An 18539-nucleotide genomic window follows, 5' to 3' on the forward strand; every position below is an offset into this window, starting at 1 on the left:
CAATTCACTACCGTCCGAAAGGAATAACGTGGCTTCTGAAAGCGAGAATCCGGTCATCGACTCCCCTACGCCCAAGGGGACGGCACCACTGACGAACAAAGACTGGTGGCCCGAGCAGATCGACCTCTCCGTGCTGCACGCCCACACGTCGAAGTCCAACCCACTTGGTGAGGACTTCGACTACGCAGCCGAGTTCGCGAAGCTCGACGTCGACGCACTCAAAGCCGACGTCATCTCGGTGATGACAACGTCGCAAGACTTCTGGCCCGCCGATTACGGTCACTACGGCGGCCTGTTCATCCGGTTGAGCTGGCACGCGGCCGGCACCTACCGCATCTACGACGGCCGCGGCGGTGGCGGGCAAGGCGCCCAGCGCTTCGCACCACTGAACAGCTGGCCCGACAACGCCAACCTCGACAAGGCCCGTCGCCTGCTCTGGCCGGTCAAACAGAAATACGGCAACAAGATCTCGTGGGCCGATCTCCTTGTGTACGCGGGTAACGCAGCACTCGAGTCCATGGGGTTCAAGACATTCGGCTTCGGTTTCGGACGCCCGGACATCTGGGAGCCCGAAGAGGTCTACTTCGGCGAGGAAGGCGAGTGGAAGGGCACCGACAAGCGCTACTCGGGAGAGCGTGATCTCCAGAAGCCTTTGGGCGCCACCACCATGGGCCTCATCTATGTGAATCCCGAAGGGCCAGAGGGCAAGCCGGATCCGATCGCCGCAGCGCACGACATCCGTGAGACGTTCGCGCGCATGGCGATGAACGACGAGGAGACCGCCGCGCTGATCATCGGCGGCCACAGCTTCGGCAAGACCCACGGCGCCGGCGACGCCAGCCTGGTCGGGCCGGAACCCGAGGCCGCTCCCATCGAGCAGCAGGGTTTGGGCTGGAAGAGCGGCTACGGCAAGGGCAAGGCCGAGGACACCGTCACCAGCGGCCTCGAGGTCGTGTGGACAGCCACCCCCACCCAGTGGGGCAACGGCTTCCTGCAGAACCTCTACGGCTACGAGTGGGAACTGACCCAGAGCCCCGCCGGCGCCTGGCAGTTCACCGCGAAGGACGGAGCCGGGGCCGGCACCATCCCGGATCCGTTCGGCGGTCCCGGACGTGCTCCGACGATGCTGGTCACCGATGTGTCCCTACGCGAAGACCCCGTCTACGGGGCGATCACCCGGCGGTGGCTGGATCACCCCCAGGAGTTGGCGGAGGCCTTCGCCAAGGCCTGGTACAAGCTGCTCCACCGCGATCTCGGGCCCATCACCCGCTACCTCGGCCCCTGGATCCCCGAGCCGCAGCTGTGGCAGGACCCGGTGCCGGCAGTCGACCACGCACTGGTCGACGATGCGGACGTCGCGTCACTGAAGGCCAAGGTCCTCGATTCCGGACTCTCCGTCTCGCAGCTGATCAACGTCGCCTGGTCGTCGGCAGGTAGCTTCCGCGGCACCGACAAGCGCGGCGGTGCCAACGGTGCACGTATCCGCCTCGAGCCCCAGAAGAGTTGGGAGATCAACGAACCCGAGAACCTGGCCAAGGTCCTTCCGGTTCTGGAGAAGATCCAGCAAGACTTCAACGCCTCGGCATCAGGCGGCAAGAAGATCTCGCTGGCCGACCTGATCGTGCTCGCCGGCTCGGCAGCGGTCGAGAAGGCCGCGGAGGCGGCCGGCCAATCCGTGACCGTGCCCTTCGCGCCAGGTCGTACCGATGCGACGCAGGAGAGCACCGACGTCGACTCGTTTGCAGTCCTCGAACCGCAAGCCGACGGTTTCCGGAACTACTCGCACGCGGGCGAGAAGACTCCGCTGGAGTCCCTGCTCCTGGAGCGGGCGTACATGCTCGACCTGACCGCTCCGGAAGCGACCGTGCTCCTCGGTGGCCTGCGGGTGCTCGACACGAACCACGGTGGCAGCAAGCACGGTGTGTTCACCGATCGTCCGGGTGTGTTGACAAACGACTTCTTCGTCAACCTCCTCGACATCAACACCGTGTGGAAGACATCCGAGACGCAGGAGAACGTCTTCGACGGCACCGACCGCGCATCGGGCGACGCCAAGTGGACGGCCACATCTGCAGATCTGGTGTTCGGTTCGCATTCTCAGCTGCGGGCGATCTCCGAGGTCTACGCACAGCAGGATGCGGCAGCCAAGTTCGCAAACGACTTCGCCGCCGCCTGGGCAAAGGTCATGAACAACGACCGCTTCGACCTGAGCTGACATCTCCAGCGACTGCACCCCACTTGCCATCTGGCAGGTGGGGTGCAGTCGTGTCCGTTGGATTCATCCGGCCCTGACGACATCGACGGAGCGACATGATGCACGACACCAGCGCGTCCGGCGAGACCTCACCCGACGTCGCGATGATGTTCGCCCGGATGTCTGCTTCCGGGATGTACTTCACACTCGGAACCGGGCCCGTGGCCGGCGGTGATTGGCAGCCCACCGCGACCCTCCGGCAGCCTGCTATCCGAGACCGTGTTGTAGCAGAGGTCGCCAGGCAGCTCGGGGTCGACGAGGTCCGGGTCGCCGCCTCCACTCTGTTCTTCGGCTTCGCGGCGCGGTTGTGGTCGGTCGCGGCCGGCACCCGACAGGCCGACGGGCGATGCGTGAGCATCGCACCGGAGGAACTCTTGTGGCGCAGTGTCAACGGCTCACTGCACCTCCACCTCGAAGTGCCGCGGATGGGGCGATCGCCGGGGGTCGAAGTCCTCGACGATCAACTCGAACCGTGCATCGAGGCATGGAAAGACATCGTTGCACCCGGATTACTCTGGGGGAACACCACATCCGCACTTCTGGGCGCGGCGGGCGTCACCAAAGACACCACGGCGGGGTGGGTCGTCGCACTGCTCGGTGATCCTCGACTGCAGCAGACACTGGATCCGAACACCGGACTGCGGCGTAGTTGCTGCCTCTATTACCGGACACCGGGCGGTGGCGTGTGCGGCGACTGTCCCTTTCCCAGTGCCCCATCAGCAGGCCCTGTCACCCAGGAGTCGTGACCTCGACCCGGTTTCAATCGAGACAGAACTCGTTGCCCTCGGGATCAGTCATGACGATGTGCCCGCCACCGAGTGGCGGATCGGGTTCGAACCGCTTGATACGCGTGGCCCCGAGTGCAACCAGCCGAACCGATTCCTTTTCGAGCGCCGTCATACGTTCTTCGCCGGTCAAACCTGGCGCAGCCCGAACGTCGAGATGAACGCGGTTCTTCGCCGCCTTGCCCTCCGGGACACGCTGGAAGAATAACCGGGGTCCACTCCCATCGGCGCTGACAACCGCCGATGCGTCGTTGCGACGTTCGGGCGGAATGTTCATCGCTTCCAGCGCCGCCTCCCAAGTATCGAATCCCGGTGGCGGAGCCTGGATTTCGCAAACCAGCACATCAGCCCAGAAGTTCGCCAAACCACCCGGATCTCCGCAGTCGAAAGTGACCTGAAACTCGCGAGCCATGACAATCGCCCCTAACGTGGTGTGCAACGTGGTCGGAACTCCACACTTGCACACCACGAGGTCAGAAACGGTCCTGAATGCCAGGGCGAATCCGATCAGTTGTGATTCGGATTGTTGCCCACCGGGATGGTGATGTTGATCGGCATTCTCAGTTCAGACATGTAGAAGAGCACAAACTGCCGAAGGAACTCGTCGATCAGCCAGTACGCCTCCTTCGGCGTACCCAGGTCCAGGAGACCCTCACGCACCGTCACAAAAGGCCCCCACGCGGTTTCCAGCAGCGGCGTCCACACCGGTTCAGTGGGCAACCGGAGCCAGTCACCGATCTTGTCGCCGAGCATGAATCGCGTCAACGCGCCCAGAATTGGCCTGCTCAGCAACGTCAGATCCAGGTTCATGCCCAGGTCGAGAAGCATGTCGGCAAGCTTGATGCCCTCCGGGGTGGGCGCGAGAATGGGGTCGAGCACCTGCTGTGCCTGAGATTCGGCAGTCGCCCACGTAGCCGGGATGTACTCGTCTTTCACCCCGAGTAGGTGTGCGCTCAACTGCCACGAATGCAGGAAGCCCTCGGATTCGTCAGGCGCGATGGGCACGTTCCATCTCTTGAAATTGCGCATCACGGTGGTCGGCAAGCTGTGCCAGGTGACCATGATGTCGGCCTGGCTGATCGGGATCTCCTCCGAAGCCGAGTTCACCCAATGTGCGGACTGTGGAAGCAGGTGCCGCACCGCCGCATGCGCCAGGCGGGTCTTCACGCACGTGACCACCATCTCGCCGTCGGGCTGATAGGCGTTGAGGGATCCGATGTCGTAGCCGAGTTTGGCGGTCTTGGTGATGCGGTCCTTCATGTCCGCACCGCCCTTGGAGTAATAGACCGCGCGGGCTTCCCTGGGGATGACCGTGCTCATCATCCCGCTCGCGAAGCCGTAGATCACTCCCAGATACGTACCACGCTTCTGATTGAATCTGACTGCGTCAGCAAGCTTTTGCTGATCCGTCCAATCGGGTAGCTGCCGCGCCTGTTCCATGAAGTCCCGCAACTCGGTGGGCAAGCCCGCCGGCAGTGGCTGACCGTTTTTCGTCCAGTGACGCAGCAACTCATTGACCTTGGGCACCTCCCCGCGTTCGAAGAGTCCCGCGACAACGGGATCGGCCTCCACATCCCATACCCCGCGCGGATCGGCACCGCCTCCGGCGCCGGGCACCGAACCTGCCGGCGACCACGTCCACGGCGTCGCGGGCGTGACCAACGCAACTGCTCCGGCGGCCCCGACAACCCCACCCGCCTTCAATACGCTGCGCCTGTTCAGTTTGTCCATTTTCTATTGTCCCCATCCCGGTGCCTGTTGCAGTGAAACACCAACCGTTTCTCTGTATCATTGTTAGCAGAGTGTGTCGCGCATCACAAGACTGGCGGGCGGGATTATGATCGTGCGAACAGCAGCAAAACCCGACAAGGAGGGCTTGTGGCATCTGCGCCGACCGACAGCCCCCGATCACCCGAGCCCGAGTCCTTGATCGAACGCGCCTTCCATCAGGCAGTCGAGCAGGCAGACAACGGCGATCGAACCCGAACGCGCCTGCTGGATGCGGCGTATGAGCAGTTCTGCCGCATTGGGATTCAGCGATCCTCGATGGAAGACGTCGCCCGCAGGGCCGGCCTGTCCCGGATCACCGTCTACCGGCGATTCGCCACCAAGGACGAACTGGTCGAGCAGGTGATGCTCCGGGAGTTCCGTCGATACTTCGACCGGTTTCTCGTCGACATCCAGCAGGCCGAGTCAGCGGCCGACCGCGTGGTGCTGGGATTCGTCAGTTCATTGCGGGCGATCCATGGCAATCCGATGATCGGTGGCCTCATGTCCGCCGAACCCAATCTCGTCGCCGGATCGATGATCGGCGACGACGGCCTGATGCTCGCCACCGTCCGCCAGTTCGTGGCCGCGCAACTACGCCAGGAACAGCGCGCGGGCAACGTCTCGGGAGACCTCGACACCGATCTCGTCGCCGAGATGATGGTGCGGGTTTCCGCCTCGTTCCTGGCCATCCCCAGCCACGTGGTCGACCTCGAGAGCGACGAGGAATTGTCCGCACTCGCCTGGCAATTCCTGGTACCTATGCTCGATCCACCTGCCACACCGCGGTGACAACCGCGCGATGAGTTCCGCCGCCCGAAACGGTCTACACCGTCGAATCGGGAACCACCCGGGTTACGACAGCCGGCGGCGGAAGGCATATCTACATGGGCGCACTCGAAGGCAGGATCGCACTGGTCACCGGAGCCGCCCGCGGGCAGGGACGAGCGCATGCGGTGACCCTTGCCCGCGAGGGTGCGGACATCGTGATGTGCGATGTCGCCGCACCGGTCGAGGGCGTCGAATATCCGGCCGCCACCGCCGACGATCTCGCCGACACCGTACGGATGGTCGAAGCACTCGACCGCCGCTGCCTTTCCGCTACGGCGGACGTCCGCGATCTGATGGCGCTGCAAGACCTCGTCGACCGGGCGATCGCCACGATCGGTCCCATCGACATCGTGGTGGCCAACGCCGGGATCGCGACCAGTGGGCCGATCGCGACGATGTCGACACTGTGCTGGCAGACCATGCTCGACGTCAATCTCACCGGCGTGTTCAACACATTCCGGGCGACCCTTCCCCACCTGATCGATCGCAAAGCGGGCCGGATCGTTGCCACGTCGTCGATAGTCGCCGGCACCGGCGCCACCAATTCCGGCCACTACGCCGCCGCCAAAGCGGGGGTTGTGGCACTGGTGAAGTCGGTGGCCTACGAGGTCGCCGAATACGGCATCACGGTGAATGCGGTACTCCCCTCCGGCGTGAACACGCCGATGATCCACAATCCGTCGACATACCGGATGATCCGACCCGACCTCGACGAACCCACCCGAGATGACGTTGAATCCGTGTTCTCACAGGGCCGCCCGCGCCCTGGACTCCTCGAGCCCGACGACGTGGCCAACGCCGTTCTCTACCTGGTGTCCGACGTCGGACGGTGCCAGTCCGGCGAATCCATCACCCTCTCGAATGGTTTACAGTAATACCTACCGCAGAAGAGTCGCCGGGATCGATCGGCACGCCGACCCAGGTCCGATCGTGCCAAAAAGATCCATGTTCTCTGCGAATGAGAGTATCGTTCTCATAGCCTGCCCCCGGGGCACTGCTGCCCAGTACGAGAGGACTCCGATGAACATTGACGACATGGTGATGGTCAGCATCGACGATCACGTGGTCGAACCTGCCGACATCTTTGAAAAGCACTTCCCCAAGAGCCTCATGGATCAGGCACCGAAACTGACGGCCAATCCGCGCAATCCGAACGTGCAAGCGTGGCTGTTCCAGGACACGGTGGTCGGTAGCTCCGGCCTCAACGCCGTTGTCTCCTGGCCGAAGAAGGAGTGGGGCATGGACCCCACCGGCTACGAGGAGATGCGGCCCGGCGTCTACGACATGGACCTGCGCGTGCGCGACATGGACGCCAACGGCACCCTCGCGGCAACCCTGTTCGCCACCTTCCCCGGGTTCGCAGGTACCCACCTGGCCGCCTTGCCGGACAAGAAGCTCTCACTTGCGGCCTGTCAGGCATTCAACGACTGGGTCGTCGGCGAGGTCCCCGACACCCACCCCGGACGCTTCATGCCGCTGGGCATCATCCCGTTCTTCGACCCCGACGAGTCCGTCAAAGAGATCCATCGGCTCGCGGCAATGGGGTGCCGTTCCATCAGCATCCCGGAGACCCCCTACGGCTCGGGTTACCCGGATTTCAAGTCCGGATACTGGGATCCTATGTTCGCGGCGTGTGTGGAACACGGAATCGTCCTGAGCCTGCATATCGGTGGTGGATTCAGCCTCGTCAAGCGCCCTGAGGGCTTCAATCTCGACGACATGATGGTGCTGACACCGCTCATCTCGACCATCGCGGCGAACGACGTGCTGCTCAGCGGCGTTTTCAAGAAGTTCCCAGATCTCCGCTTCGCGATGAGCGAGGGCGGGGTGGGCTGGGTGGCGCCGTGGCTGGACCGCGTCGAACGCCACATCGACAACCAGTCCGAATGGTTGGGCTCGAGCTTCCTGCCCAAGGGAATGACCGCAACTGACGTGTGGCGCAAGAATTTCCTGGCGTGCTACATCACCGAACCGAGCGGCCTGAGCAACAGGGACCGGCTCGGCATCGACACCATCGCCTGGGAATGCGATTATCCACACTCCGACTCCACATGGCCCAACTCCCCCGAGTGGCTGAAAGCAGAACTCGACGCGGCGAACTGCACGGATGAGGAGATCGACAAGATCACTTTCGGTAACGTCGCACGGTTCTTCAACTGGGACCCGTTCAAGCACATTCCGCGTGAGCAGGCGACCGTGGGCGCATTGCGTGCGCGCGCCAAGGATGTCGACACCACCGAGACCTCCAAGCAGGAGTACCGCCGTCGCTACGAGCTCGAGCATTCCTCGTAGACACACTCTTCGTAGGCAAACACACACGTTGTGGTCCACCGGATCTGATCCGGTGGACCACACGTTTATGGCGAGTGTCCGGCGCACCGTTAGCCTGATCGGGAGATGAACGAGCACACAACACACCGACACCCTCCCGAGCAACACCGATGACCAGACTGCTGGTCTTTGCGGTTGTCACCGCACTGTTGACCTATTGGTTCCACCGGCGTCTGGTCCGGGCGACTCGACTGCCGCGGCCGTGGTCGGCAATCGTCGACAGCTGCCTGGTGGTGTTGTGGGCGCTCGCGGTCATCGGCATCGCCAGCGGCGATCAGTTCGCCACCACCTGGGCGCGGCCTCCCGGATATGTCGGCTGGGTCTGGCTGGGTGTCGGTTTCTACCTGCTTCTCGGTCTGCTCCTGATCGCCATCGCATCGGCGATCGCTCGGCTCGTCAGCGCGGCGCGCAGACGCCGATCAACCACTGCGCCCAGCGATTCGGACGATGCCGGTGCCGGACCCACAACCGGGCCCACAACCGGACGCACCCGCCTGGTGGTCGTTCGGGTGGCCACGGCCGCCGTTGTCGTCGGTGCGCTGGTCACCACCGCGTATGGGGTCGTCGTCGCGGCACAACCGAGAGTCGTCGACGTCCAGGTGACCCTACCGAGGTTGCCCGCCGAGTTCGACGGCCTGCGGGTGGCACTGGTGTCCGATCTGCACATCGGCCCGGCTCGCGGCATCGGATTCACCAGGCGGGTGGTGGATCAGGTGAACGAACAGCGGCCGGACCTGATCCTCATAGCCGGAGACCTCATCGACGGCACTGTCGCAAAAGTCGCATCCGACCTCGAACCGTTGGCCGCGTTGTCGGCGCCGCTGGGCGTGTTCGGTGTCAGCGGCAACCACGAGTTCTACGCCGACGACGGCGGCAGGTGGCTCGATGCGTGGGATCGCTTGGGCATCCGGACCTTACGCAATGAGCGGGTGTCGATCGACCGGGGAGCACAGAGCATCGACATCGTCGGCATCCACGACTACACATCTCCGGCACCCTACGAACCCGACCTGCCCGCAGCCCTGAACGGTCGCGACCCCGCGACGTTTGCGTTGCTCCTGGCGCACGAGCCGCGGCAGGCATTCGAGGCGTCCGATCTCGGAGTCGACATGCAGATCTCCGGTCATACCCACGGCGGCCAGATGTGGCCGTTCATGTATCTCGTCGACCTTCAACAGCCGTCGGTCTCGGGCCTGGACAAGATCGGCAACACAGCTCTCTACACAACGCGGGGGGCCGGCGCATGGGGGCCGCCGGTCCGGGTCGGCGCACCTCCGGAGATCACCATCCTCGAACTGCGCGGCCGGTGAGCGCCTCGAAATACGCCCCGCCCGAGCACAACCGGCCTGATCTCAACCCCCCGAGCACAATCTGATCAGTCGCGATCGAACGCGGCGAGCAACATGCGTGCCGCCGTGGCGATCAGCCGATCGCGGTCGGCCTCTGGCGAGCGCATCACGGCTATCCGCCAACAGAGATTGGCCGTGGCGCCCATCGTGAGGAACGCGAGGTCGTCGAGCGCCGCCTCGTCGAGGTCGGGCCGCAACCGCGTCGGGATGATGCGGGCCAACAGCACCAGCGGACCCTCCACCTGCAACTGGAGGTTCCCGAATTCTGACTCGTGCGTCTCGAAGGACGCTCGCAACACCGTTGCATGATTCTCAAACGAAGAAGTGAGGGTCTCCACCACGGTGACCATCGCGGCCATTGGGTCCTTGTCCATCGCCCGCCCGACACCGGTGGCCAGATCGGTGGTGATATCACGAATCGCAGCGTCCAGGAGCGTCTCGACGATCGCATCCATAATGTCGAAATACCGATAGACCGTACCGATCCTCAGGTGTGAAAATTGCGCCAGCTCTTGGGTTGTCGGTCGGCGCGGTGCCGATCGAGCTAGCAGCTCGACAGTGGCGTCGAGTAGTCGGGCGCGCATTTCGACACTGCGTTGCTGACTCGGCGTCGCGCGCCTCGGCGTCTCCGACGCACTCCCCGGTGGGTACCCATAAAGTGAACAGCAAGTGAGCAATCCTCGTGTTTCACTGATTCCATGGTCAAACAGCCACCCACGGAGCTCGTCGACACCGACGAGGCGATCGCGCGGTACGGCGATGCCGGCCGAATCTGGCTCGATGCGATGTGGTCTGCCGATCCGTTGGCCGACGCCGTTGCCGCCGATACCTTCACCGGTACTTCGGGCACCGCCGCGGTGCGTGCGGCCCTCGTGGGGGATGTCGAGTCGGTCACCGATGCACCGACATCACTGCGGGAGCTGTTCGCGTTCCTCGACGACGAACCCGAGTGGGTGGACCACACCCGCCTGGATCACGCAGCCGACGTCTTGGTCCGACACACCGCGGCGCTGGGCATCGTCCTGGGAGCGGCGTCTCTGGTCCGCGGCGCCGGCAACACCATCGCGGGCAAACCTCTCGCACTCACCGGGAGATATACGTCCATGCCTGCGATTCGGTCCGTCGAGGTCGGTGAATGGCTGCGCGCGGTGCTCACGCCCAGTGGCATGCGCCGCGGAGGCGACGGATTCGCCTACACCGTCCGGGTACGAGTGATCCACGCACACGTCCGGCGCGGGCTCCTGATGCAGGGCGTCTGGGTCGACGCGTCCTGGGGCGTCCCGATTCCCCAGCCCTACATGGCTTTTACGCTGGCGGAGTTCGGTCACATCGCACTCGAGGCCATGCACAAGGTCGGTGTCCGCCTCACCGACCACGAACTCGACGACATCTATCACCTGTGGCGATACGTCGGCCACGTCATAGGAGTCGAGCCAGAACTCAATCCCTGTGGCGAAGCCGATCACGTGCGTATCGAGGGGCTGTACCGGCTGACCTCACCGGGCCCCGGCGACGACGACCGTGACTTCGTCCGCGCACTCACCTACGACTATCTGGTCCCCGAGCTCGCAAACCTCATACCGGGTCCCGACCAGATGAGCCGAATGCGCACGAACTACCGGGTGACCCACGACCTGGTGGACGCCGCACCACCCACCGCCGGCGGATCCGTCGACTGACGCCGCCCCGTCAGCTCACCGAATACGGGCCATCTGCCAGCGGCCCCGGATCGTCGTCCCAGTGGTTCAGAGACACGATGTCGCGCAACGGCTTTCGACGGACCGGTCCGTGATGTCCGCGGGGCCAGCCGACGACCACGTGACCGGCGATGATCCAGTCCGCGGGTACCCCGACAGCCTCACGGAACAACGGTTCGCCCTCGTATGAGGCCCAACCGGTCAAGCAGGCGCCCAGGCCCTGAGACCTCGCGGCAAGCAGGAAGTTCTGCATGGCCGGGAAGATCGAGCCACCGAGCAGGAGCTCGGAGGCGGTGGTGAAGTTCTGCTGCACAAAGAGAACCGACGTGTATTCACCGGCCCGGTCATGCAGTTCGTAGGTCGCCCGGTTGTTGCGGGCCCGACGGCTGTTGTCATCATCGGCCGGGCGCGACATCCCATAGACAGGCTCGATCACATCGAGCGCGTGTTTGGCCGCCTTGCCGACGACAACCCGCTGCTCCGGCGAACGCAACACCACGAACCGCCAGGCCTGTGCGTTCGCACCCGACGGTGCCCACGACGCTGCTTGGAGGCAACGGGCCAGAGTGGCGTCGTCGACCGGCTCGTCGGTGAATCTCCTGATCGTGCGAGCGGTCGACATCGCTTCCCAGACATCCATCGTCGTCTCACCCATGCAAACTCCCCTGACATCCCGTTCCGGATCGCGTAGACACGCCCGGCGACGCGTACCGGCTGACAATTCGGTTGTTGACCTCAGCCACTGTCTCACGTCGGGTTTTCTGAGGTCACCCCCGCCGACGCTTCGTGGGATGTTGCAACCGACATGCGGCCCCAACCATCGAAAACCCGATCAACCAAACCTGCTCGATACGGGTGACCGCGGTCGCGTAGTGTCTGGAACGACAACTCGCTCCGCAGCCTTCGAACAACCGAGGGCTGCGGTCATATTTCGGGAGGAGCTGGTTTTCCGTTGTACACACCATTCGACGCCGCCATCGACACATTCTTGAACACGAATGCCTGGGCGATGGATATCCTTCGATTCTTCATCGCCGGACTGCCCTGATCGACCTCTGACCGGGCACCGACGTCGCTGCTCGCACATCAGTCTTCCGACCCCGCACATCTCACCCGATGTTGCGGGGTCGGCTTGTTTGTTGGTCAGCCCTGATCGCGGACGCCGTGGTAGATCCCCCGGCGGACGATCCAGGGCTGCAGAACCCGCTCGATGGACCACGCCGGGAATCGAAACGCGTGGCCGGTGGGTGCAAAGACCTCGAGACCGTCGGACTGGGGCCCGAGCACCGAGCCCCATCGATGGTCCTTTGGCCGGTAAGAACTGAGTCGACGTCCTGCGAGGTGGGCCCGGACGTTGTGCGCGACCAGACGATCAGCCCTGTTGCGCGCCGACGAGCGGAGCCGGTCTGAGGCTGCCACGTCGCCGACAGCGAACACCCCGGGACACCCCGGAACGCTCAGAGTGCTGTCGACCTGTACGAATCCCCGATCATCGAGGATGTCGGCGGGCAACCATCCGGTATTCGGATGGGTCCGGCCGATCGCCCACACCACGGCGTCCGCTTCGGACGGCGACTGGCCCGTTGCCCACCGGACCGGCCCCTGCGTGATCCGGTCGCACTCAAAGCCGTTGGGTACCAACGCGCGATGCCCGCGATGCCGACCGACACCGAGTTCGTCGAGCCGGGTCTCGACACGCTGCCAAGTGCGGGGGTGATGGTGAGGCAGCGCGTGCTCACCGGGGTAGTAGAGGTCGACGCGGGTGTGCGGCCACGTGGCAGCGATATTCGCTGCGCTACTGACCGCGGCCGCACCGCCACCGACAACGATGACCGAGCCCGCCCGCTCGACGATGTCATGTGCCTGTCGCAGGTCGTCATCGATGTCGGCACCGGTCTGCACGGTCGGGCGACGCCAGAATCCGTTGGTGACGCCGGTCGAGATCACCAGGGCGTCGTAGTCCTCGACGGCCGTCGAACCGTCCGGTGAAGAGATGGTGAGACGGCGGCCAGCGATATCGGCGCCGGTGAGCATTCCATGGATGGTCCGCACCCGGTCGAGTCCGCGGAATCGTTCGAAGTCGACGCGGTAGTCGCGTGCCCAGACTTCCGGGCGACTTATCCGCAATCCCAGTTCCTGGCCGCTGACCAGACCGGGTTTGACCGAGATCCCCACCACCTCACAGTGCCGGGCCAGGTGGATGGCGGTGAGCACACCACTGTCACCGAGTCCCGCGATCACAACTCGGCTGCGGGTCACACGGTCACCGGGCGTGGGAGCCGCGGAACGAATCGGGGCACCCGATCGATCACATCCTGGTAGCCGGGCCGACGCTGCAGGCTCCGCTCCTCCATCATCGGGATGGAGGCGCCCTGGAACATGGCGAGCATCGCGGCAGCACCGACGAACAACCACCATGCATCGGCGGGCGAAGCCGCGACACCGAACAGCGCAAGCGCAAACCAGAAGCTGAACTCTCCGAAGTAATTCGGATGCCGCGACCAACTCCACAAACCTTGATCCATGATCTGGCCGGGCCGTCGATCACCGACGAAACGGCGCATCTGGCCGTCGGCGAGGTACTCGAGGAGTACCGCGGACAGCGCGAGCACGCACGCAATCCCGCTCAGCCACAGCATATTGTCGCCGGGGGTGGTGACGGCCACGTACACGGGGACCATCCCGAGGAACACCTGCGCGGTCGGGATGAGGTGGATCCCGACGAGGTCGGCGACAAACCCGAACCCGCCGGCGCGATCCCGGAGCATCCCGTACCGCCAGTCTTCATCGTGGAGGCCCTGAAACGACCGGGCCCAGTTCACGGTCAGACGCACCGACCACACCACCACGGCGATCGACACCAGCCAGCAGTGAATCTGATCGACCCCGAGCCCACCGGCAAACCACCAGTAGAACAACATCACCGGCGGAACCACACTCCAGTAGGCGTCGTAGCAACTGGAGTTCCGGTACCGTCGGCTGAATCCGAAGACAACCAGGGTTCCCAGCAGGTCGGCTATCAGGGTGTCGAGCCACAGCAGATCGGTCCTGGGACCCCACCCCAGCCAGCTTCCCGCGACAATCAGCGCGATCACATAGGCGATACCAACCCGGCCAAACGACGCGCTCCTGGTCACGATTCCCGATACTGCCACGGTCGGTGCGATCTCGACGGTGATCTGAACCCGCTGGACCCGCTGGATTTCGCTCGACAAGGTTGTCGCGGTCGACTGCCCGGTTCGAACGACCGCATCGCCGGATTCGCGTATGCGAAACCCGGGGACGTGTGTCGTTCGAGCACCTACGCTGGTCACGTGACCTATTTCGTCACCGGCGCAACCGGGTTCATCGGCCGGCATCTTGTTGGGCAACTTCTCGACAACCGTGTCGGGACGATCTTTGTCCTGGTACGCAGCGGGTCACGGTCCAAACTCGACAGACAGATTCGACTTTGGAATACCGACCGCGTGGTCCCGGTGGTCGGAGACCTGCAAGAGGATCGACTCGGTGTCGAGCAGACCTGGATCGATGAGCACCGGGGCACGATCGATCATTTCTTCCACCTCGCCGCGATCTATGACATGACCGCATCAGCAGAGAGCAACGAAAAGCTCAACGTCGGTGGCACGAGGGCCGCACTGTCCCTGGCCGGCGCACTCGAAGCCTCCTGCTTCCAGCATGTTTCGTCGGTGGCCGCGTCGGGTGACCACCGCGGCATCTTCGACGAGACGATGTTCGACGAGGGTCAGGGCCTGCCGTCCCCGTACCACCGCACCAAGTTCGAGTCCGAGAAGATCGTCCGCGAAGAGTCCACGCTTCCGTGGCGCGTCTACCGGCCGGCGATTGTCGTCGGGCACTCCGAGACCGGCGAGATGGACAAGATCGACGGACCGTACTACTTCTTTCCCTTGATCAAGCGGATGCGTGCGCTGCTGGCATCCGCCGTCCCCCTGGTCGGTATCGACCTCGGTGATACCAACCTCGTACCCGTCGACTACGTGGCCCGGGCGATGGACCACCTCGCCCATCTCCCCGACCTGGACGGGCAGGCCTTCCACCTCGTCAATCCCGAACCGCAGAACACCGTGCGGATGGTCAACTGCTTTGCCGCCGCGGCCAGGGCACCGCAGGTCAGCCTGCCGGTCGGCCGATCGGTCACCGACCGCATCCCCACCAATCTCCTGCCCCGCGCATTGCAGCCGGCCGAGTTGCTGGGTACCGCACTGCGATCCGGGGTCATCCACTTGGCGCTGCGCGAGACCGTCGGACGCCTCGGCATCCCGCCAGAGGTGTTGGCGCACGTCTCTTTTCCTGCCGTGTACACGTCGGGCCGCACCGTGCGCGCACTGACCGGGTCCGGGATCACCGTGCCCGACCTCGACTCTTACGCGGCAACGCTGTGGACGTATTGGGAGCAGTTCCTCGACAATTCGATCGCTTCGGATCGGCGCACCGTCGATGCGTTGGCAGGCAGGACGGTGGTGATCACCGGAGCGTCATCGGGTATCGGGCTGGTCACCGCCGTGAAGATCGCCAAGGCAGGGGCCACTCCGATCCTCGTCGCACGCGGACTGGAGAAGCTCGAAGCCACCAAAGATCTCATCGAAAGCCAGGGCGGATCGGCGCATGCCTACGCCTGCGACCTCTCGGACATGGACGCGATCGACGCTCTCACCAAACAGTTGAGTCTGGATTTCGAGCGCATCGATTTTGTGGTCAACAACGCCGGCCGCTCGATCCGCCGGTCCCTGAAGTTGTCGGAGGACCGCTTCCACGACTTCGAAAGAACCATGCAACTCAACTACTTCGGGGCGATCAGGCTGGTGATCGGGTTGCTTCCGAAGATGCGTGAACAGAGCCGTGGACACATCGTCAACGTCTCATCCATCGGAGTCCAGACCAACCCGCCGCGATTCAGCGCCTACGTCGCGTCCAAGGCCGCACTCGATTCCTGGTCCAACGTGGTCTCGTCAGAACTCTTCGGTGACGGGATCTCGTTCACCGGCATCCACATGCCGCTGGTCCGGACGCCGATGATCGCGCCGACCAAGCTCTACGACAGGTTCCCAACGATCAGTCCCGGTCAGGCGGCGGACAAGGTCGTCGCCGCTCTCGTCGAGAGGCCTCACGAGATCAACACCAAGATCGGAAACCTCGGGGCAGTCGCACACACCGTCACGCCGAAGCTGGCGTTCCGGATCCTGAATCTGGCTTATCAGGTCTTTCCCGATTCGGCTGCCGCCCGGGGTGAATCCGGCCGCAGCGAATCCGAGCAGCTCTTGTTGGCCCGCCTGCTCGGCGGGGTCCACTGGTAGGTCGTGCCCGTCCCGGCGCCGGGGAGGCCGATGAAGGCCACCCCGGCACACACGGCCGTTCCCTATCAGCCGACGAGCGCGGCGATGGTCTGCGGACTGAGCCCCAGTCCGGAGACCAGGTAGTTCTGCACCGATCCATAGTCGGCCTACATCTGGGTCAGCCCCGCCTGCAAGTAGCTCGCGTCCACCCGGAGGAGCGGTCCGGCGAGCGCTCTCGCCTCCGGTCCGCGCGCCGCCTCGACCCCGGCGAGCTGGCGCTCGATCGACGCCGGAGCTCGAGACAAAAGAACTTCCTACCCTGGCGGGAACAAGTTACTTCCGGACCGTACACAAACCGCAGGTGCCGAAACGCGGAAGTTCCCAAAACTCGAATGCCACTCTCGGATTCTCCGCTTGGGCCCGACGCCCTTCACGGAACTCCCACCAGGCCCGACACCTCACTACACCCCGCCTGCGGTTACGTGCCTTCCGTAGACGAGAATGGCATTTCCGGTTATTGTGAATGATGTGCCGCGAGCCGTTCTGGGCTCGAGTGTGGCACCAGACCTTGGAGGATGGCTCATGACGACGAAGGCGCTCGCGCCCGACGTTTCCACCTGGCCCGCGGAGAACGCGCAGCTCATCGGTAGCAGGTGCGATGCCTGCAGCGCGACGACGTGGCCACGGCAAGACCGCTGCCCACGATGCAGTGGTCCGGATATGTCGGAACTCCTACTCCCCCGCCGCGGCACGCTCATCGCCTTCACCACCCAGGGTTTTGTACCGAAGCTTCCCTACGCCGGCGGTGAGACCGCGGCGACGTTCGAAACCTTTGGTGTCGGCCTGATCCAGCTCGGCGACGACGTCCGCGTCGAGGCACGCCTCACCGAAGCCGATCCGGAAAAGCTCGCGACCATCAAGGACGTCGAACTGACCTTCATCCCGTTCTACACCGAAGAAGACGGCACCGAGATCATCACCTGGGCGTTTACGCCGGTGGCAGAGAACAGCTGAGCGAGGAGACCGAACATGAACGACGTTGCGATCATCGGCGTGGGTCTGCACCCATTTGGTCGATTCGGCACCAAATCAGCAATCGAGATGGCCGCCGACGCCATCCAGCTCGCCCTGGCCGACGCCGGCGCGCAGTGGAAGGACATCCAGTTCGGCATCGGCGGCAGCTATGAGGTCGACAACACCGACGCCGTCACCCGCCTGGTCGGGCTGACCGGCATCCCCTTCACCAACGTGTTCAACGCCTGCGCCACCTCGGCCAGCGCGATCGAACAGACCGCGGACGGAATCCGATCGGGTAAGTACGACATCGGTATCGCAGTGGGCACCGACAAGCATCCGCGTGGCGCCTTCACCGCAGATCCGGCCATGCTCGGACTGCCCGCGTGGTACGCCGAGAACGGCCAGTTCGTCACCACGCAGTTCTTCGGCATCAAGGCCAGCCGCTACATCCGCGACCACGACATCTCCGTCGAGACTCTCGCCAAGGTCGCGGCGAAAAACTACCGCAACGGCGGATTGAATCCAAAAGCATTCCGCCGCAAGCCGATCAGCGAAGAAGAGATCCTGAACGCCCAGATGCTCAACTGGCCGTTGACCCACTACATGTTCTGTGCGCCCGACGAAGGGGCAGCAGCGGTCATCATGTGCCGCGCCGACATCGCCCATCGCTTCACCGGCTCTCCGGTGTTCTTGCGTTCCACCGCAATTCGCACCCGGACGTACGGCGCCTACGAGGTGCACGCCACCTGGGCCGCAATCGACGAAGATGTGTCCCCGACGGTCTACGCCTCCAAGGCCGCATACGAGATGGCGGGCATCGGACCCGAGGATGTCGACGTCATGCAGCTGCAGGACACCGACGCCGGCGCCGAGGTGATCCACATGGCGGAGAACGGCTTCTGCGCCGACGGCGATCAGGAGAAGCTGATCGCCGAAGGTGCCACCGAGATCGGCGGCTCGATGCCGGTCAACACCGACGGCGGTCTGATCGCCAACGGTGAACCGATCGGCGCCTCCGGCATCCGCCAGGTGCACGAGCTGGTGCTGCAACTGCGCGGCCAGGCGGGCGACCGCCAGGTTCCCGGCAACCCGCGCGTCGGCTACGCGCAGGTGTATGGCGCGCCGGGAACGGCCGCCGCGTCGATCCTGTCGCTGTAACACCACCGCGAACGCTCCGTTTCTACGAAGACGCTCCACATGTATGTGGAGCGTCT

Annotated in this window: 17 protein-coding genes; 10 read left to right on the forward strand and 7 right to left on the reverse strand. The window is 64.1% G+C overall.

The features are described from left to right. The first annotated feature begins 28 nt into the window (after positions 1–28). Both katG and VIQ49_RS15675 read left to right on the forward strand, forming a co-directional pair. Complete coding sequence (katG, locus tag VIQ49_RS15670; RefSeq protein ID WP_331886210.1) at positions 29–2215, forward strand: catalase/peroxidase HPI; 2187 nt, start codon at positions 29–31, stop codon at positions 2213–2215. 98 nt (positions 2216–2313) lie between these two features. Next, positions 2314–3000 (forward strand): (2Fe-2S)-binding protein, encoded by a 687-nt coding sequence (locus VIQ49_RS15675; RefSeq protein WP_331886212.1) that lies wholly within the window; start codon positions 2314–2316, stop codon positions 2998–3000. Positions 3001–3013: 13 nt separating this feature from the next. Here the strand turns inward: VIQ49_RS15675 and VIQ49_RS15680 are convergent, their stop codons facing one another. Beyond that, positions 3014–3451 carry a VOC family protein gene (locus VIQ49_RS15680; RefSeq protein ID WP_331886214.1) on the reverse strand — a complete coding sequence of 146 codons (438 nt, stop codon included), beginning with the start codon at positions 3449–3451 and terminating at the stop codon, positions 3014–3016. 95 nt (positions 3452–3546) lie between these two features. Next, the gene (locus VIQ49_RS15685; RefSeq protein ID WP_331886216.1) at positions 3547–4770 is read right to left on the reverse strand and encodes an oxygenase MpaB family protein; all 1224 of its coding nucleotides are present in this window, start codon (positions 4768–4770) and stop codon (positions 3547–3549) included. Between the two features lie 147 nt (positions 4771–4917). Here VIQ49_RS15685 and VIQ49_RS15690 point away from each other — a divergent pair, with 147 nt between their 5' ends. The 4 genes from VIQ49_RS15690 (at position 4918) to VIQ49_RS15705 (ending at position 9278) form a co-directional block, all read left to right on the forward strand. Then, positions 4918–5598 (forward strand): helix-turn-helix domain-containing protein, encoded by a 681-nt coding sequence (locus VIQ49_RS15690; protein ID WP_331886218.1) that lies wholly within the window; start codon positions 4918–4920, stop codon positions 5596–5598. Positions 5599–5693: 95 nt separating this feature from the next. After that, positions 5694–6512, forward strand: a complete 819-nt coding sequence (locus tag VIQ49_RS15695; RefSeq protein WP_331886220.1) for a mycofactocin-coupled SDR family oxidoreductase — start codon at positions 5694–5696, stop codon at positions 6510–6512. A 145-nt stretch (positions 6513–6657) separates the two neighbouring features. Beyond that, entirely contained in the window at positions 6658–7929 is a 1272-nt protein-coding gene (locus VIQ49_RS15700) for an amidohydrolase family protein (RefSeq protein WP_331886222.1), read from the forward strand. A 149-nt stretch (positions 7930–8078) separates the two neighbouring features. Next, the gene (locus VIQ49_RS15705; RefSeq protein ID WP_331886224.1) at positions 8079–9278 is read left to right on the forward strand and encodes a metallophosphoesterase; all 1200 of its coding nucleotides are present in this window, start codon (positions 8079–8081) and stop codon (positions 9276–9278) included. A gap of 65 nt (positions 9279–9343) precedes the next feature. Here VIQ49_RS15705 and VIQ49_RS15710 read toward each other — a convergent pair whose 3' ends face one another. Continuing rightward, positions 9344–9772 carry a TetR/AcrR family transcriptional regulator gene (locus VIQ49_RS15710; RefSeq protein ID WP_331886226.1) on the reverse strand — a complete coding sequence of 143 codons (429 nt, stop codon included), beginning with the start codon at positions 9770–9772 and terminating at the stop codon, positions 9344–9346. Between the two features lie 243 nt (positions 9773–10015). Between VIQ49_RS15710 and VIQ49_RS15715 the strand changes: the two genes are divergently transcribed. Then, the gene (locus tag VIQ49_RS15715; RefSeq protein ID WP_331886228.1) at positions 10016–10996 is read left to right on the forward strand and encodes an oxygenase MpaB family protein; all 981 of its coding nucleotides are present in this window, start codon (positions 10016–10018) and stop codon (positions 10994–10996) included. A gap of 10 nt (positions 10997–11006) precedes the next feature. On the opposite strand, the gene VIQ49_RS15720 is transcribed toward VIQ49_RS15715, so the two are convergent. The 3 genes from VIQ49_RS15720 to VIQ49_RS15730 all read right to left on the reverse strand — a co-directional run bounded on the left by VIQ49_RS15720 (position 11007) and on the right by VIQ49_RS15730 (position 14151). After that, positions 11007–11669, reverse strand: coding sequence for a nitroreductase family protein (locus tag VIQ49_RS15720; RefSeq protein WP_331886229.1), 663 nt, complete (start codon positions 11667–11669; stop codon positions 11007–11009). A gap of 488 nt (positions 11670–12157) precedes the next feature. Beyond that, on the reverse strand, positions 12158–13273 hold the full coding sequence (locus VIQ49_RS15725) for an FAD-dependent oxidoreductase (RefSeq protein ID WP_331886231.1): 1116 nt from the start codon (positions 13271–13273) through the stop codon (positions 12158–12160). Further along, complete coding sequence (locus VIQ49_RS15730; RefSeq protein WP_331886263.1) at positions 13270–14151, reverse strand: DUF1295 domain-containing protein; 882 nt, start codon at positions 14149–14151, stop codon at positions 13270–13272. The genes VIQ49_RS15725 and VIQ49_RS15730 overlap by 4 nt, the downstream gene beginning before the upstream one ends. Positions 14152–14328: 177 nt before the next feature. Here VIQ49_RS15730 and VIQ49_RS15735 point away from each other — a divergent pair, with 177 nt between their 5' ends. Continuing rightward, the gene (locus tag VIQ49_RS15735; RefSeq protein ID WP_331886233.1) at positions 14329–16329 is read left to right on the forward strand and encodes an SDR family oxidoreductase; all 2001 of its coding nucleotides are present in this window, start codon (positions 14329–14331) and stop codon (positions 16327–16329) included. A 146-nt stretch (positions 16330–16475) separates the two neighbouring features. Here the strand turns inward: VIQ49_RS15735 and VIQ49_RS15740 are convergent, their stop codons facing one another. Beyond that, positions 16476–16613 (reverse strand): hypothetical protein, encoded by a 138-nt coding sequence (locus VIQ49_RS15740; protein ID WP_331886235.1) that lies wholly within the window; start codon positions 16611–16613, stop codon positions 16476–16478. Positions 16614–16890: 277 nt separating this feature from the next. Between VIQ49_RS15740 and VIQ49_RS15745 the strand changes: the two genes are divergently transcribed. Both VIQ49_RS15745 and VIQ49_RS15750 read left to right on the forward strand, forming a co-directional pair. After that, the gene (locus VIQ49_RS15745; protein ID WP_331886237.1) at positions 16891–17322 is read left to right on the forward strand and encodes a Zn-ribbon domain-containing OB-fold protein; all 432 of its coding nucleotides are present in this window, start codon (positions 16891–16893) and stop codon (positions 17320–17322) included. A 15-nt stretch (positions 17323–17337) separates the two neighbouring features. After that, a complete protein-coding gene (locus tag VIQ49_RS15750; protein ID WP_331886239.1) occupies positions 17338–18483 on the forward strand; it encodes a thiolase family protein in 1146 nt (381 codons plus the stop codon). The last annotated feature ends 56 nt before the right edge of the window (positions 18484–18539 follow it).

Source organism: Williamsia sp. (assembly GCF_036566845.1).
Lineage (GTDB): Bacteria > Actinomycetota > Actinomycetes > Mycobacteriales > Mycobacteriaceae > Williamsia.